12 protein-coding genes are annotated in these 14,489 nt (G+C 58.0%); 11 read left to right on the top strand and 1 reads right to left on the bottom strand.

Annotation, left to right across the window (positions count from 1 at the left end):
* The first annotated feature begins 914 nt into the window (after nucleotides 1–914).
* The 9 genes from EOD29_RS30195 (at nucleotide 915) to EOD29_RS30155 (ending at nucleotide 10,497) form a co-directional block, all read left to right on the top strand.
* Nucleotides 915–1,505 carry a NodA family N-acyltransferase gene (locus EOD29_RS30195; protein ID WP_063169401.1) on the top strand — a complete coding sequence of 197 codons (591 nt, stop codon included), beginning with the start codon at nucleotides 915–917 and terminating at the stop codon, nucleotides 1,503–1,505.
* Nucleotides 1,502–2,161: a chitooligosaccharide deacetylase NodB gene (gene nodB / locus EOD29_RS30190; protein WP_063169400.1), complete on the top strand. Its 660-nt coding sequence runs from the start codon at nucleotides 1,502–1,504 to the stop codon at nucleotides 2,159–2,161. The genes EOD29_RS30195 and nodB overlap by 4 nt, the downstream gene beginning before the upstream one ends.
* 15 nt (nucleotides 2,162–2,176) lie before the next feature.
* Entirely contained in the window at nucleotides 2,177–3,502 is a 1,326-nt protein-coding gene (gene nodC / locus EOD29_RS30185) for a chitooligosaccharide synthase NodC (RefSeq protein ID WP_063169399.1), read from the top strand.
* Between the two features lie 261 nt (nucleotides 3,503–3,763).
* The gene (gene nodI, locus EOD29_RS30180) at nucleotides 3,764–4,678 is read left to right on the top strand and encodes a nodulation factor ABC transporter ATP-binding protein NodI (RefSeq protein ID WP_127248741.1); all 915 of its coding nucleotides are present in this window, start codon (nucleotides 3,764–3,766) and stop codon (nucleotides 4,676–4,678) included.
* Nucleotides 4,679–4,681: 3 nt separating this feature from the next.
* Complete coding sequence (locus tag EOD29_RS30175; RefSeq protein ID WP_091600620.1) at nucleotides 4,682–5,470, top strand: ABC transporter permease; 789 nt, start codon at nucleotides 4,682–4,684, stop codon at nucleotides 5,468–5,470.
* A 287-nt stretch (nucleotides 5,471–5,757) separates the two neighbouring features.
* Entirely contained in the window at nucleotides 5,758–6,519 is a 762-nt protein-coding gene (locus EOD29_RS30170) for a sulfotransferase (RefSeq protein ID WP_127248740.1), read from the top strand.
* Nucleotides 6,520–6,906: 387 nt separating this feature from the next.
* Nucleotides 6,907–8,190 carry a dicarboxylate/amino acid:cation symporter gene (locus tag EOD29_RS30165; protein WP_281059237.1) on the top strand — a complete coding sequence of 428 codons (1,284 nt, stop codon included), beginning with the start codon at nucleotides 6,907–6,909 and terminating at the stop codon, nucleotides 8,188–8,190.
* Between the two features lie 278 nt (nucleotides 8,191–8,468).
* Nucleotides 8,469–9,530 (top strand): LacI family DNA-binding transcriptional regulator, encoded by a 1,062-nt coding sequence (locus EOD29_RS30160; RefSeq protein ID WP_091600622.1) that lies wholly within the window; start codon nucleotides 8,469–8,471, stop codon nucleotides 9,528–9,530.
* Nucleotides 9,531–9,693: 163 nt separating this feature from the next.
* The gene (locus EOD29_RS30155; RefSeq protein WP_029356612.1) at nucleotides 9,694–10,497 is read left to right on the top strand and encodes a TIM barrel protein; all 804 of its coding nucleotides are present in this window, start codon (nucleotides 9,694–9,696) and stop codon (nucleotides 10,495–10,497) included.
* 48 nt (nucleotides 10,498–10,545) lie between these two features.
* On the opposite strand, the gene EOD29_RS30150 is transcribed toward EOD29_RS30155, so the two are convergent.
* Entirely contained in the window at nucleotides 10,546–11,463 is a 918-nt protein-coding gene (locus tag EOD29_RS30150) for a LysR family transcriptional regulator (RefSeq protein WP_091600624.1), read from the bottom strand.
* 695 nt (nucleotides 11,464–12,158) lie between these two features.
* Here EOD29_RS30150 and EOD29_RS36185 point away from each other — a divergent pair.
* Nucleotides 12,159–12,518 carry a hypothetical protein gene (locus EOD29_RS36185; RefSeq protein ID WP_164763876.1) on the top strand — a complete coding sequence of 120 codons (360 nt, stop codon included), beginning with the start codon at nucleotides 12,159–12,161 and terminating at the stop codon, nucleotides 12,516–12,518.
* 35 nt (nucleotides 12,519–12,553) lie between these two features.
* Nucleotides 12,554–13,246 (top strand): transposase, encoded by a 693-nt coding sequence (locus tag EOD29_RS30145; RefSeq protein WP_164763875.1) that lies wholly within the window; start codon nucleotides 12,554–12,556, stop codon nucleotides 13,244–13,246.
* Nucleotides 13,247–14,489 lie beyond the last annotated feature (1,243 nt).

Here is a 14,489-nt window from a genome sequence, read left to right as displayed (position 1 = left end):
CATGAGCAACGCCTTCGCCATGGGCGGTACGAACGCAGTTCTGGCATTCAGGCAGGTGTAGAAGCCATGCAAGACGCCTCATTTGAGGTCACCTGTCGTATCTAGCTGCTTGCCGGACCACTATGTAAAGCGAGCGCTATTGGCTGCCTCTGCGATGCGGGAATTGGCAGCGGACGTCTCTCGATCAAACAGGCATCTTGCTTGTAGAATTCTTTTAATCGTGAAGCGGCGCGAGTGCGCTATCCGTTGAGGTGAGCAAGGCCGGCGCCCTGGGTGAGCGCTGGTGTCGGGTGGTGGAAAGTACAGGGGGAGCTGTGTGGCCCCTCTTTCTCGGCCTCGACGATGTGCGAAGGAGCCTGCGCGGCGAACGGGCCAACGCCCCAGGCTCAGAACCTGGGCGAACCTAACTCCCGCCAAAGGACAGCCCAGAGCTGGATACACGAAAGAGATACTGAACCCGCGAATCAGATTCTGATCAATCGTCGTGTCTGAGCTCCACTCGGCTCTTACGGAGATAATCGCGCGGCCCGGCAACGGCCGCGCGTGCCGCGGGCGTGAGCTTTGCGCTTCGTCAGAAGTGCCTCGAGCGTGACGACGATAATTGACCAGCCATATGGAACGCATTCGCCCAGTTATCCAAAGCGTGGATACCTTTCATCTAAACAAAGGATTTTACCGTTTTTGCTGCAGGTCCCATAGAAGCGCTTCAAGTTGGAAAGATAGGTAGTTCCGATGGTTGCGTTGGATCTGAGGAGCATCATCTGGTGTGCGGGGCGTACAAAGTCAGTCGCATCTGCATTGCGGCTTGGTCTTTCGGCGGTCCCCACAAGTTACGCCCCGTTGGCGCGACGCCAATTATTTAATCAATGCTTGGACATTTATCTCAACCAGACAGCTACAAGGTGAGGTCTTCCATGCGTCCGAATGTCGAGTGGAAGTTGTGCTGGGAAAATGAGCTGCAACTGGCCGACCATGTCGAACTCTCCGACTTTTTTCGAAAGACCTATGGACGGACTGGCGCCTTCAACGCGGAGCCATTCGAAGGCGGCCGCAGTTGGGCCGGCGCGAGGCCGGAATTCCGCGCAATCGGCTACGACGCGCATGGGGTAGCGGCTCACATCGGCATGCTGCGGCGCTTCATCAAAGTTGGCGAGGTCGACTTGATCGTCGCTGAATTGGGCCTGTACGCGGTTCGTCCGGATCTTGAAGGGCTCGGAATCGGTTTTTCGATGCGCGTGGCGTACCCAGTGCTCCATCAGTTGGGTGTTCCATTCGCTTTCGGCACGGTTCGGCACGCGCTGCGAAACCATGTCGAAAGATTCTGCAGAGCCGGCCTCGCGAACATTGTGTCGGGCGTTCGCGTACGGTCGACCCGTCCAGATGTGCATCCCGACCTGCCGCCCACGCGCCTGGAAGACGTACTCGTGTTGGTTTCGCCGATCGGACGCTCGATGGACGAGTGGCCGTCTGGTACCCTGATCGACCGGAACGGTCCGGAACTATGAAGCCTCTGGACTACATATGCGAAGGGCAGAGTGACAATGCCGATCGCATTGCAGAGCGCAGCGTCTATCTGACGTTTGACGACGGTCCCAATTCATTTTTCACACCGCAGATACTCAATGTGCTGGCGCAACATCAGGTGCCGGCGACCTTCTTCGTTGTTGGGGCCTACGCGGCCGACGAGCCGGAACTCGTTCGCCGAATTATTACAGACGGCCACGGTATAGCCAACCACACGATGACTCATCCGGACCTAGCTAAATGCGGGTCCGTCGAAGTCGACTGCCAGATAGTTGAGGCAAACAGAGTCATAGGGATGGCTTGCCCGCAGGCCATGGTTCGGTACTTTCGTGCACCCTATGGCATCTGGACCGAAGAAGTAATCGCTGCATTAGCGGGTGAGGCATTGGCGCCCGTCCATTGGTCCATTGATCCACGCGACTGGTCTCGCCCCGGCGTTGACGCCATCGTCGACAGAGTGCTCGCCGATATCCGGCCGGGCGCAATCGTGCTGTTGCACGACGGGTGCGCTCCCGACGAATTGCAACCAGGCAATCAAGCCAGTCTGCGCGACCAGACGGTGACAGCGTTGTCACGCCTAATTCCAGAATTGCACGGCCGCGGATTTGTAATCCGATCACTTCCTCAACATCCCTGAACAAACAGAGATCCTATGGACCTTCTCACCACAGCCAGTACTGTTGCCGTTTCGTCTTATGCGGTGCTCTCGACTGTTTACAGAGGCATGCAAGCGGTCTACTCCCAACCGGAAAATGTTACGCCGCCGTCGGAAAGCTTGTTCGGATCCGACCGTTGGCCGAGCGTGGATGTCATTATCCCCTGCTACAATGAGGACCCGCGCACACTCGCGGCGTGTTTAGCTTCCATTGCAAATCAAGATTACTCCGGAACATTTCAGGTCTATCTGGTTGACGACGGTTCTGGAAATCGTAATGCCGTCATCCCGGTACATCACGCCTACGAGGGCGACCCGAGATTCAATTTCATTCTGCTCCGCGAAAATGTTGGCAAACGCAAGGCGCAGATCGCCGCCATCCGCCGCTCATCTGGAGATTTCGTGCTCAGCGTCGACTCTGACACGACACTTGCGTCCGACGTCATCACGAAGCTTGCAGTAAAAATGCGGGATTCCATGGTCGGAGCGGCCATGGGCCAGCTGACGGCATACAACCGCAGCGACACTTGGTTGACCCGATTGATCGATATGGAATACTGGCTGGCTTGCAATGAGGAGCGCGCGGCGCAAGGTCGCTTTGGTGCGGTCATGTGCTGCTGCGGCCCATGTGCAATGTACCGCCGGTCTTGTCTCCTTTCTCTGCTGGATCAATACGAGACGCAGCTGTTCAGGGGGAAACCAAGCGACTTCGGTGAAGACCGTCATCTTACGATCCTCATGCTGAAAGCAGGCTTTCGAACCGAGTACGTTCCAGGTGCCGTCGCGGCGACAGTCGTTCCGGACAAGATGGGACCTTATTTGCGCCAACAACTCCGCTGGGCACGAAGCACTTTCCGGGACACGATGCTTGCGCGAGGTCTACTGCGTGGCCTGGATCGCTATCTAACTTTGGATGTGATGGGAGAGAATCTCGGCCCATTGTTGCTCGGCATCGCGGTAGTAACGGCGCTCGGTGAGTTACTATTTTCACATACAGTAAATTGGTGGACGGTGCTGGCTATTGTCACGATGACCATAATCAGATCTACGGTGTTATCTTTCCGCACTCGGCAGCTTCGATTCATCGGCTATTCAATGCACGCGTTAATCAGGATATTCCTGTTGATCCCCTTGAAGGCTTACGCCCTGTGTACATTGAGCAATAGCGATTGGCTGTCGCGTAAAAGTGTTCCCCTGCCCAACAGCAGCACAAAGGAAATCACAAGCGCGATGCCGCTTGGCGGAGCAAATGCTGCGGGCAATTCTGGAATTGCGGAGTCACTTCATACTGCAGATCTTTCGCTCACAGCTAGTGAAGTCTGACGGCCTTGCAGCGCCGAGTGACCGAGTAAGTTGTGTCAGTCGACACGGGGTGAAGCTTGTCGAGTTACCTATGGTCAGAACGGGGACTATGTGGAAGCGACACGTGGCATCTTGACGTTATTCTTTGGCGGAAGCGATACACACGTCGCTCCGGCCGCGACTTTCCAAAGGTGTCATCTCAAGGCGGTGGCCTGCTCTGAACCAGAATTCGCAAGTAAGCTGCCGGTGGCCAATCGGACTCATTCCGCTTGAGATAGACGCATGTCCAATGTAGCAATCGACCTTACCGGCGTAACCAAATTATTCGGAAACAAGCTCGTTGTGGACGGGCTGTCCTTCACCGTTGCATCGGGAGAGTGCTTCGGTCTGCTGGGGCCTAACGGCGCAGGCAAGAGCACGATTGCGCGTATGCTCCTCGGTATGACCCGGCCTGACGCGGGTGATATAACAGTCCTCGGTCTACCAGTGCCGGCACGCAGCCGCTTGGCCCGCAAGGGCATAGGCGTGGTCCCGCAGTTCGACAATCTCGACCTGGAATTTACGGTACGTGAGAACCTGTTGGTGTTCGGGCGCTACTTCGGCATGAGTACAAGAGAGATCAACGCCGTCATCCCACGGCTGCTCGAGTTCGCTCGCCTTGAGAGCAAGGCGGATTCACGTGTCGGCCTGCTATCCGGCGGGATGAAGCGGCGCCTGACGCTGGCACGTGCTCTGATCAACGACCCCCAGTTGCTTGTGATGGATGAGCCCACGACCGGCCTCGACCCGCATGCCCGCCATCTGATCTGGGAGCGACTTCGTTTCCTGCTGGCGAGCGGAAAAACGATCATTTTGACCACCCATTTCATGGAAGAGGCTGAGCGGCTTTGTGATCGGCTGTGTGTTCTCGAGCGGGGACGCAAGATCGCCGAGGGCAGTCCTCATGCGCTGATCGACGAGTACATTGGGTGCAACGTGATCGAGATCTTCGGCGGTAATCCACAGGAGCTGATTTCGCTGATCAGACCGTACGTTCAGCGTGTCGAGGTAAGCGGCGAGACGCTCTTTTGCTATGCGCCTGATCCGGAGGATGTGCGCATCCAGCTTCGCGGTCGAGCGGGTCTGCGTATTCTGGAGCGTCCACCCAGTCTGGAGGACGTTTTCTTGCGGCTAACCGGACGTGAGATGGAGAAGTGAGCAATGGGTGAACGTCTTGCGGCCGCTCTACCCGCCAACGCCTGGAACTGGATCGCGGTGTGGCGCCGCAATCATTTGGCATGGAAGAAGGTGGCATTTGCTTCAATGCTCGGCACCCTTGCTGATCCGATGATTTACCTTTTCGGGCTCGGCACTGGCCTTGGACTGTTGGTAGGCCGCATCGAAGGTGCATCCTACATCGCTTTTCTCGCAGCCGGCATGGTTGCGACAAGCGCGATGACAGCATCGACCTTCGAAACAATTTACGCGGTTTTCGGTCGAATGCGCGATCAGGGCACTTGGGAAGCAATCTTGCACACACAACTTACCCTCGGCGACATCGTTCTCGGTGAATTGACCTGGGCAGCCACAAAGGCCTTTCTGGCCGGTACGACAATTGCGATTGTTGCCGCCGCGCTAGGTTATGCCGCGTGGACGTCGGTTCTCTACGTGCTGCCGGTCATCGCTCTCACCGGGTTCGCCTTTGCGAGCCTGGCCATGCTCGTCATCGCGCTCGCGCCCAGTTATCACTATTTTATTTTCTATCAGACGCTTGTCATCACACCTATGCTGTTCCTTTCGGGCGCGGTTTTTCCAGTCGGCCAATTGCCAGGAGTGTTTCAGCAGATTGCGGCCTTCTCGCCGCTGGCGAATTCTATCGATCTAATCCGTCCGGTGATGCTCGGCCGCCTGGGCGACAATGTAGGGCTGCATATAGGCGCACTTTGCATGTTCGCTGTATTGCCTTTTTTTGTGTCGGCTGGACTGTTTCATCGACGACTAATGCGTTGACGCTTACCTACGCCCATCAACGAGAAGGAGGTCCGCAATGCCGGATTGCAAACTGCCCACAGCGGCCCGGAGGCATGCGTGTGCCAGGAATCGCGAGTGGTACAACAACGCCGAAGCCGGGCGCCACCCAGCCGCTGCAGGCACGCGCCCATCTTCGCGACCACACCTCGGAGTACAGGCTGGGTGGTGAGGCGCGGACCCACCCGGAGCGTTCAAGCGATAGCAGCCAAGCTTCTTGTGCGCGTCCCCAGACCGTCGCGGCCATTATTTAGTTGGATACACATGCAATGACCCACAACGAACCAACTCCTGAGCCTTTTGTGATCCTTGCTATGCCAAGGACCGGAACACACTATTTAGAAGAATTGCTAAACGAGCATCCGACCGTTTTGAGTAACGGTGAGTTGCTAAACGAATATGATCCCAATTGGCCCAGCACGGATCGCCTGCTAGGCACGGATCGCGAGCTTCTTGAGCTTGCCTATGTGCGCTGCCCTATGCGCGACTACAAGAATGTGACGCATCTTGGCTGCAAGATCAATGAACCTCAGTTTCGCGAGCGTCCAGCATTCTTTGCGGAATTAGCTCGTTGGCCAGCACTCAAGGTCATCCTCGTTGTTCGCCGAAACGTATTGGAATCGCTCCGTTCCTTTGTGCAGGCCAGGGAAAGCGGTCAGTGGCTGAAGTTCAGCTCGGACAACGATACCGCTCGGCCACCGAGCGTCAGGTTGTCAATCGCTGACTGTGAGGCTTATTTCAAAGCCGCCGACGATTTTCACGCTCGCGTTATGGACTCCTTCACGTCGACCAACCTGCTTGTAATGGAATACGAGAGCCTTCTTCATGAACCTGCCCAATGCTTGGGAGCGGTTTGGGATTTCCTGGGCGTTCCAGCGCTTGAGCCATCAGATAACGCCCTCCTGCAGCGCCAGGAAACGCGACCGCTGGATCAAACGGTGGAGAACTTTGACGAGTTGCGGATTCACTTCGCACGCGGACCTTATTCAAGATTTTTTGACCTCGGAGATTCGATGCGCTCCTACGCTTAATCGCTTGTCCCGCGTGCTCTGATGGGCGTGTAGGATATCCACAGTTTGCGCGCATTCCGTCGCAAAACTGACCAACCAAAGTCACCAAGACGACAGATATCGGCCGGCATTCGATCTGCGGCGAACATCAAAGGCACGGCCGCAAGGCGACCTGGTCAATTCCCTCTCTGGCGAAGCACTTCTTCACGCGATCTTTGGCGAGCCTTGAGTGCAAATTCCGGCAAAGGTGGAGGGTTCCAGTGCGCAACCCGCACCAATCTCGCTGGACGGGACAGGCCTCCAGTTGGCACGGCGCTTGCTCCAAGATGACAGCAGCGCTCGACCGGAGCGCAGCATGGGAGAAAGAGGAGCCCCCACCCCGATCCGGTCAGGGAGAGAGAAACGGTGTTGGTTCCAAAAGTCCCCCGCGCGATCGCAGCGCCCCGCAAGCGCCATTTTGCCCGGACCTACGTGCAGGTGCTTGCCGCCATAGTCCTGGGTGCCGCAATTGGCTATCTCTATCCGGAAACCGGCCAGAGCCTGAAGCCGCTCGGCGATGCCTTCATCAAAGTCGTCAAGATGATTATCGCACCTGTCATCTTCCTGACAATTGCGACCGGCATTGCCGGCATGAGCGATCTGCAGAAGGTCGGCCGAGTTGCCGCCAAGGCGATGGTTTATTTCCTCACCTTCTCGACGCTTGCACTCGTTGTCGGACTGATTGTCGCGAATATCGTTCAGCCTGGCGCCGGCCTCAACATCGATCCGGCCTCGCTCGATGTCCAAGCCGTTAAGGGCTATGTGGCCACGGCTCACGAGCAGTCCGTGACCAGCTTCCTGATGAACATCATCCCGTCAACGATTGCCAGTGCCTTCGCGGAAGGCGACATCCTGCAAGTTTTGTTCTTCTCGGTCCTGTTCGGCATTGCTTTGGCGATGACCGGAGAGACGAGCAGGCCGGTCGTTACCTTTCTCCAGGCGCTTACCGCCCCCATTTTTAAGCTCGTCGGCATTCTGATGAAGGCTGCACCCATCGGCGCCTTCGGCGCAATGGCCTTTACGATCGGCAAATACGGAATCGGTTCGGTGGCCAACCTCGCGATACTGGTCGCGACGTTCTATCTTACCGCCTTCCTCTTCGTGTTCGGGGTTCTCGGCGCGGTCTGCCGCTACAACGGCTTCTCGATCTTTTCTCTTGTCCGCTACATCAAGGACGAACTGCTGCTTGTCCTGGCAACGTCCTCCTCGGAGGCCGCGCTGCCCTCGCTCATGGAGAAGATGGAGAAGGCCGGCGCCGCGCGTTCGGTCGTAAGTCTCGTCATCCCTACTGGATACTCATTCAATCTGGACGGTACCAATATCTACATGACGATCGCCGCCCTCTTCATCGCGCAGGCGACGAACACAGATTTGTCAATTGCCGATCAGATCCTCCTGCTGCTAATTGCGATGCTTTCCTCGAAGGGTGCGGCAGGCGTCACCGGCGCCGGCTTCATCACATTGGCCGCTACTCTCTCTGTCGTGCCGAGTGTTCCCGTTGCCGGAATGACTCTAATTCTTGGCGTGGACCGCTTCATGTCGGAATGCCGCGCGCTGACGAATTTAGTCGGTAATGCGGTGGCATCGCTCGTTGTCGCTCGCTGGGAAGGCGAATTGGACCAGTCACGGATGGAAGCCGCTTTCCGCGGTTAGGGTTACATCAAACTGGCTCCCCGCAAGCAAAATCGCAACAGCGCGACGTGTAAGTCGCGGCCTTGCCACAACAGTCGAATTGCCAGCCTCCAAAGAGCGCTGGAAATAGAGTACTAACGCAGTGAGTAATACAACACCATGAAGCCCCTAAGCAAACGAACGGTTCACGGAAACTCATCTGGGTGCGCATGGAGCGCTGTTCGTCGAATGCGCTATCAACCGCCGGGTGTGGGAAATATTTCAGCTTGCCGCCCCAAGCCGTCGCGGGAGCGCACCGGATGATGGAGGACCGGCCGATCAGAATCGCTAGGGGAAAGCGCGTCACAATTGCCGATCTCGCCCGCGAAGCCGGAGTCAGCGTAGCAACAGTCGATCGGGTTCTGAACGTCCGCCTTCCGGTGCGAGAGGAGACCGCCCAGCGGGTCCATGCGGCCGCGCACGCGATCGGCTATCATGCTGCCGGTCTCATCAAACAGCGCTTGCAGCAGCACCTGCCGCACTACAAGCTGGGCTTCATCTTGAGAAAACCTACCCACGATTTCTACCAAGATTTCGCTCGCAAGATCGAAGAGTCGGTCAGTATGGCTAAATCCTTCCACGGCCTTCCGATCATCGAGTTCGCGCAGTCACATTTGCCGCGTGACCTGCTCCCGCTTCTTAAGGACCTTGGGAGCCGCTGCCAGGCGATCGCCATGGTGGCGGCCGATCACCCGAAAATCACAGCATCAGTCGAGGAGCTCAAGGCGAAAGGTATCCCGGTATTTTCGCTGCTATCCGACTTCGCCGATGGCGTGCGCGAGGGCTACATCGGCCTCAACAACAGCAAGGTCGGACGGACTGCCGCTTGGGTGTTTTCCAAGACCGCAAAACGGCCCGGCAAGGTGGCGGTGTTTGTCGGAAGCCATCGCTTCCAGGCGCATGCGACGCGGGAAACGGCCTTTCGTGCGTATTTTCGTGAGAACGCGCCAAAATTCGAGGTGCTTGATGCGCTCGTGAACCTTGATGAACGGCAGCTCACTTACGAAAAATTGCTGGATCTTATGCAGCGGGAACCAGAGCTCGTCGGCTTCTATATGGCCGGCGGGGGGATAGAGGGGGCAATTTCCGCGCTCCGAGAAGAGGGGAGCGGTCAGGATCTCGTCGCGATCGTGAGTGAAATGACGCCGCAGTCACGTGGGGCGCTTGCGGATGACATCTTGACGATGGCGGTCGGCACGCCAATGCGCCGACTTTGCCAGGAGCTGATAATGGCAATGGAGCGGGCCATCAAAGCCGGCGTCGCGGAGAGCCCGGGGCAGACATTTCTGCCGTTCGACATTTATCTTCCGGAAAATATTTGAGCTGATGGATTTCTATCATGAGCGCCCATTTTCCTTTCACCAATGAAAGGAAAGCTCGATTGACTCGGCCGTCTCTGTCCGATCTGTGAACCGGCGTGGTTCCGTCTTGAAAGAAGCCGGATGCCGAAATGGCAGCCGCGCTTCATGGAAGGAAAGTCAAGCAATGCGCCAGGTATCGCCCCGCTTTGCACTCGATCACATGGCGGCGCCCCGCCTTGACGTCAGTGCGCTTTTCGCGCTTGCCCGTGACCAAGGCCTGACCGACGTCCAAATCCGTTACCCTCATTTCAGCAATCCTGTCGCACGCGGCATTCCGGCTGCGGACGTCCGGTTTGCCGCTACCGAAGCGGGCGTCACGATCATCTCTGTCAACGCCTTGCAGCGGTTCAACGACTGGACTCCAACGCGTCAGGCCGAGGCAAGCAACCTCGCCGATTATGCGACGGCGTGCGGGGCGGAGACGCTCGTGTTGGTGCCGGCCAACCGCAGCTCGTGGCCCACCAATAGCGAGCGCCAGGACAATCTTCGTTTCGCTCTAAACGAGATCAAGCCAATCCTCCAGTCGCGGGGTCTGATCGGTCTTATCGAGCCGCTGGGTTTCCGAACCTGCTCGCTTCGATCAAAGAAGGAAGCGGCCGAGGCCGTTGCCGCGGTTGATGGCCAGTCCGTCTTTCGCCTCGTGCACGACACGTTCCACCACACCCTGGCCGGGGAGACATGCCTGTTCTGCGAGCTTACCGGCCTGGTGCACATTTCAAGCGTAAACGACCCGACCTTCTGGATTTACCCCGATCGCTTTCTTGCAGGTTCCGACAATGGCAGCCAGATTCAGGCGCTGCTGGATGGCGGCTACGCGGGACCTTTCTCGTTCGAGCTGGTCGAGGAAGTCCATTCTCTGGACGATCTCGCAGGCGCACTTGCCGCCAGCATCGACTTTATCCGGCGAGGGCTATTGTCGTCAGAGTAGATGGTGACAGGAGTAGTGACTATAGGTGCGCCTGAATTTTCCGTGGGTTCACAGCGGGACAGCCATCCGAGATGCCTCTTGCATCATTATCTCCCGCATCCAGATGCTTGCCGGATCGCTATTGTGGAGGGCCGGCCATTGGAGGGTCTCGGTGAATGTGGGAAATGGCAGCGGAAGTTCGATAACCCGCAGGGGGAACGTGTTTTCGAAATGCCTGACCAGCCGCAAGGGCATGGTCGCTATACGAGCTGTGCCGGACACCATAGGTGGAATCATGCTGAAGCCCTGCACCGCGACCTCGACACGTCTCTTAAGGCCATGCTCAAGCAAAAACCATTCCTCGATAGACGGCTTCATCGTACGCCCGAACCTGACCGCGACGTGCCTCATCGACATGTATCTCTCGAATGTAAGCTGCTGTGGCAGCTGCTTGTTTGTGGGACAGCCTACGCACACGAGCTTCTCGTCAAACAGCGGAACGCTTGAATGCACACTCGACGTGAACATATCCGGTAGAATTAGAAAATCGACGTCACCGCGCCGGAGAAGCTCATCGGGGCTATCGTCGACAGGCAGCAGTTCGAAGCTGACGGCGGGGGCTTCCCGTGCAATACGCTCCACAAGCTTTTCGAAAAACACGAGCGTGACGAAATCGGAAAGAATGATCCTGAAGAGGCGATCGGCTCGAGCTGGGTCAAACGGATCCGAAGAAATAATCGAGCACTGGATGTGCTGGAGAGCGTCGCGAACTGCGGGGGCAAATGCTGCCGCACGCGGGGTTAGAAATCGTTCGCGACCTCTTATCGTAAACAGTTCATCGCGGAAATAATCGCGCAGTCGGGCGACGGCCGCACTCATGGCGGGCTGACTCAGGTTGATCCTGCGTGCCGCCGCCGAGAGATTACGCTCCGTCAGGAGTGCGTCGAGCACAACGAGGAGATTTAGATCAAGTCCTTTGAAACGCATGTCATCAGCCATCCATGGGATGGATGCCTTTAACCGAAACAAACGACTTTAACAATTTAGCATTCTTGCAATCTTTTGTCGCAAAAAGTTTACGATGGATGACGTTAAGGTCCGACATATGAGCCGCGTGATCTGCCGAAGCGAGCAATCGTACGTACTGTGCAGGTCAGAGATTGGCGGTTTGAAATGCCGGGCCGATGGCGCCGGGCTATCAACCAGCGTCTTCGGCGGCCCCGACCTAGCTAGGCGTGGAACAATAGGGTGCACCCTTCCAGTCCGAGGCGACTGATGGGCGGTTTGATCCTAAGCTGCCGTGAGGCCTGTGTTGTATCGGCGAAGCCAATGCAGCAGTTCGGCAGCGTTTTTGAGAGCTGTTGTAGGCTCGGCCTAAGCCCATTGGCGCAAGCCTGTCTGAACGAAGCGCTTGGCCTTGCTGTTATCCGGTGGTGATCTGTAGTGCCTTTTCGTCCTGCCGTTCTTGTTTTGGAACGCCCTTATGGTGAGCCCATCCGGGACGTGGGGCACCGGGAGCACGAAGGTGCAGGCAGGCCGTCAATAGACCGTGGGCTGAGAGCCCGAGCTCGTTACATGGCCGCCCCTCGCGACTTTCCCGGAGGCGCTGCGAGCGCGGATCAGTAGATGTCGTGTTACCCGCCAGCTCCCGTCTTTGACCGAGCCAAGAAGGAGGAACGGGCATGCGCATCATCGGACTGGATATTCACCGCGCCTTCGCCGAAGCAGTGGCATGGGAGGATGGCAGGCTCAGGCGACTCGGCCGCGTCGACATGCGGCGCGATCTGCTGGCGGCGTTCGCCGCGAAGCTGTCGCCGAACGATGTCGGGGTGATCGAGGCCACCGGCAACGCGACGTCCGCTACAGCTGTGGTTGCGCCGCATGTGAAGAAGGTGGGGATCGGCAACCCGAAACAGGTGCGTGTCATTGCCTATGCCAAGATCAAAACGACGATCGACGCCGACGTTCTTGCGCAGCTCTATGCCAGCGGCCAGAAGTCTGGATTGCGGACGAGCCGACGCAGGCTCTGCGTCGACAGGTGACACGGCGCAATCAGATTGTCCGACAGAGATCTCGATTGAAGACCGTCATCCAGTCGATCCTTCATAGCCACCTGATCCCGTCCTGCCCGCATGCCGACCTGTGCGGCGCCAAGGGTCGGACCTGGTTAATCGCGCAGGTCGTACCGCAGGACGAGCGCCTCGCGATCGATCGGCATCTGCGCGAGTTCGACCGATTGGGCGAAGACCTCCAGGTCATCGAACGCGATCTTGCCCGCTCGGCTCTCGAGGATGAAGGCGTGAAGCGGCTGATGACCATTCCCGGCGTCGACATCACCGTCGCGCTGGCGATGAAGGCGGCGATCGGCGACGTGTCGCGCTTCGACGATCCGCAGAAGCTCGACCTATCTCGGGTTGAACCCAAGCGTCCGACAGTCCGGCCAGGTCCGGCCTACCATGGGCGGATCACCAAGCAGGGCCGTGGTCATGCGCGCGGCATGCTCGTCGAGGCGGTCTGGGCGGCCGCTCGTGCTCCCGGACCGTTGCGAGCCTTCTCCCTGCGGCGTGCGAGCCCGGCGCGGACAGCATGTCGCGGCCGTGGCAACCGCACGCAAACTCTCTGTCGTGATCTGGCATCTGTTGATGAAGGGCGAGAGTTACGCGTGGGCTCGACCCTCCCTGCATGCCAAGAAGCTTGCGCGATGTGGAACTCAAGGCCGGGAGCAAGGCTGTGCGCGGCCAAAAGCGAGCCGCGCACGCCTACAACATAAAGAGCCACCGGGAACAAGAGCGCCGCTGGGTGGAGCAGGCCGAGGGCGCCTATGCACGCCTCGCCGCCGGTTGGAACCCACGAGGTCCGAAGAGGGTAGGCACGGATGCCGCAAACGAGGCGCGACGATAGAAGCTGCGCGGCAGGGCTCTCATCTCGGACCCTGCTCTTCGCCACGCGGTCGTCCGTGCGCGACAGGAGAATAGCGCAGATTTATCAAAAAGGCTCTTGTCGATCACATCAGTGGTCTTGGGCGCTGTACGGCCGGGTGAAGACTTTGCAGGTGGCCCGGAAAGCGTTTGACCTGTAGCGAAGCAATTGTCGTCATCACGCGCTCGACCCGGGCGCCCAGCTTGGCATAAGGGCTACGTGGCCTCAGGAAGCGTCGTCAATGCAGACCATGGACGAATTCCCAGCCGATGCCGAGATGCCGGTCGACCGTGCCTGTCGCCGTCCGGTGATGCGATGCCCCCGAGCGCACGAGTTCGCCCCGGATGCTCCCGGTCACGACGCACGGGTTCGGGTTCCAAGGCGCTCAGTTTGTTCGCGCCCAATCGGTGTAGGACGCGGCAGAAATACGAGCGTGACGAAATCGGAAAGAATGATCCTGAAGCGGCGATTCGGTAGAGCCGGGTCAAACTATCCGACGAAATAAACGAGCACTGGATGGGCAGGAGAGCGTCGCGAACTGGAGGGCAAGAGCTCCCGGACGCAGCGTTAAGTTTGAATACCTCCGCGGACATGGTCGCGAGCTCATCGCGCAAATAATCGAGCAGCCGAGCGCCGGCCGCACTCATGACCGGCTGGGCTCGGTTAAATCTTGCATGCCACGCCCATGAGGTTACTTGTCGGAAGTGCGTCGAGCACAACGACGAGATGTAGTTCACGATCTTTGAAACGCGTGGTCAACTATCCAAAGTGTGGATGCCTTTCATCGAAACAAACGATTTCATCAATGTTGTGGAATCCTGCATGGGCAGAAGCACCTGACGCACACCGATGCCCCACTGCCTCATGGCGTGGCGAGCGTCTTAAGAACTGCCCGAAAGGAGAACTTTCATGCGCTCTACCGGGCAGTGGAGTGCTGGGAAAGGGAGTTGCAACTGACCGGCCATGTCAACTGTCCGACTTCTTCCGAGCCTATGGACAGACTGGGAGACGCGCACGGTGTAGCGGCTCACATCGTCATACTGCACCTACGCCACACACCGGCCGGACCTGATCCGGCTTTATGAGCATTGGGC

This window comes from Mesorhizobium sp. M1A.T.Ca.IN.004.03.1.1 (assembly GCF_003997555.1).
Taxonomy (GTDB): domain Bacteria; phylum Pseudomonadota; class Alphaproteobacteria; order Rhizobiales; family Rhizobiaceae; genus Mesorhizobium.
The sequence above is the reverse complement of the archived record's forward strand: the minus strand, read 5'-3'. Positions and strand labels throughout refer to the sequence as shown.

Coding starts and splice junctions, on each gene's coding strand:
- EOD29_RS30195 (WP_063169401.1), top strand. CDS start 915: ATGCGTCCGAATGTCGAGTGGAAGTTGTGCTGGGAAAATGAGCTGCAA.
- nodB (WP_063169400.1), top strand. CDS start 1,502: ATGAAGCCTCTGGACTACATATGCGAAGGGCAGAGTGACAATGCCGAT.
- nodC (WP_063169399.1), top strand. CDS start 2,177: ATGGACCTTCTCACCACAGCCAGTACTGTTGCCGTTTCGTCTTATGCG.
- nodI (WP_127248741.1), top strand. CDS start 3,764: ATGTCCAATGTAGCAATCGACCTTACCGGCGTAACCAAATTATTCGGA.
- EOD29_RS30175 (WP_091600620.1), top strand. CDS start 4,682: ATGGGTGAACGTCTTGCGGCCGCTCTACCCGCCAACGCCTGGAACTGG.
- EOD29_RS30170 (WP_127248740.1), top strand. CDS start 5,758: ATGACCCACAACGAACCAACTCCTGAGCCTTTTGTGATCCTTGCTATG.
- EOD29_RS30160 (WP_091600622.1), top strand. CDS start 8,469: ATGATGGAGGACCGGCCGATCAGAATCGCTAGGGGAAAGCGCGTCACA.
- EOD29_RS30155 (WP_029356612.1), top strand. CDS start 9,694: ATGCGCCAGGTATCGCCCCGCTTTGCACTCGATCACATGGCGGCGCCC.
- EOD29_RS30150 (WP_091600624.1), bottom strand. CDS start 11,463: ATGCGTTTCAAAGGACTTGATCTAAATCTCCTCGTTGTGCTCGACGCA.
- EOD29_RS36185 (WP_164763876.1), top strand. CDS start 12,159: ATGCGCATCATCGGACTGGATATTCACCGCGCCTTCGCCGAAGCAGTG.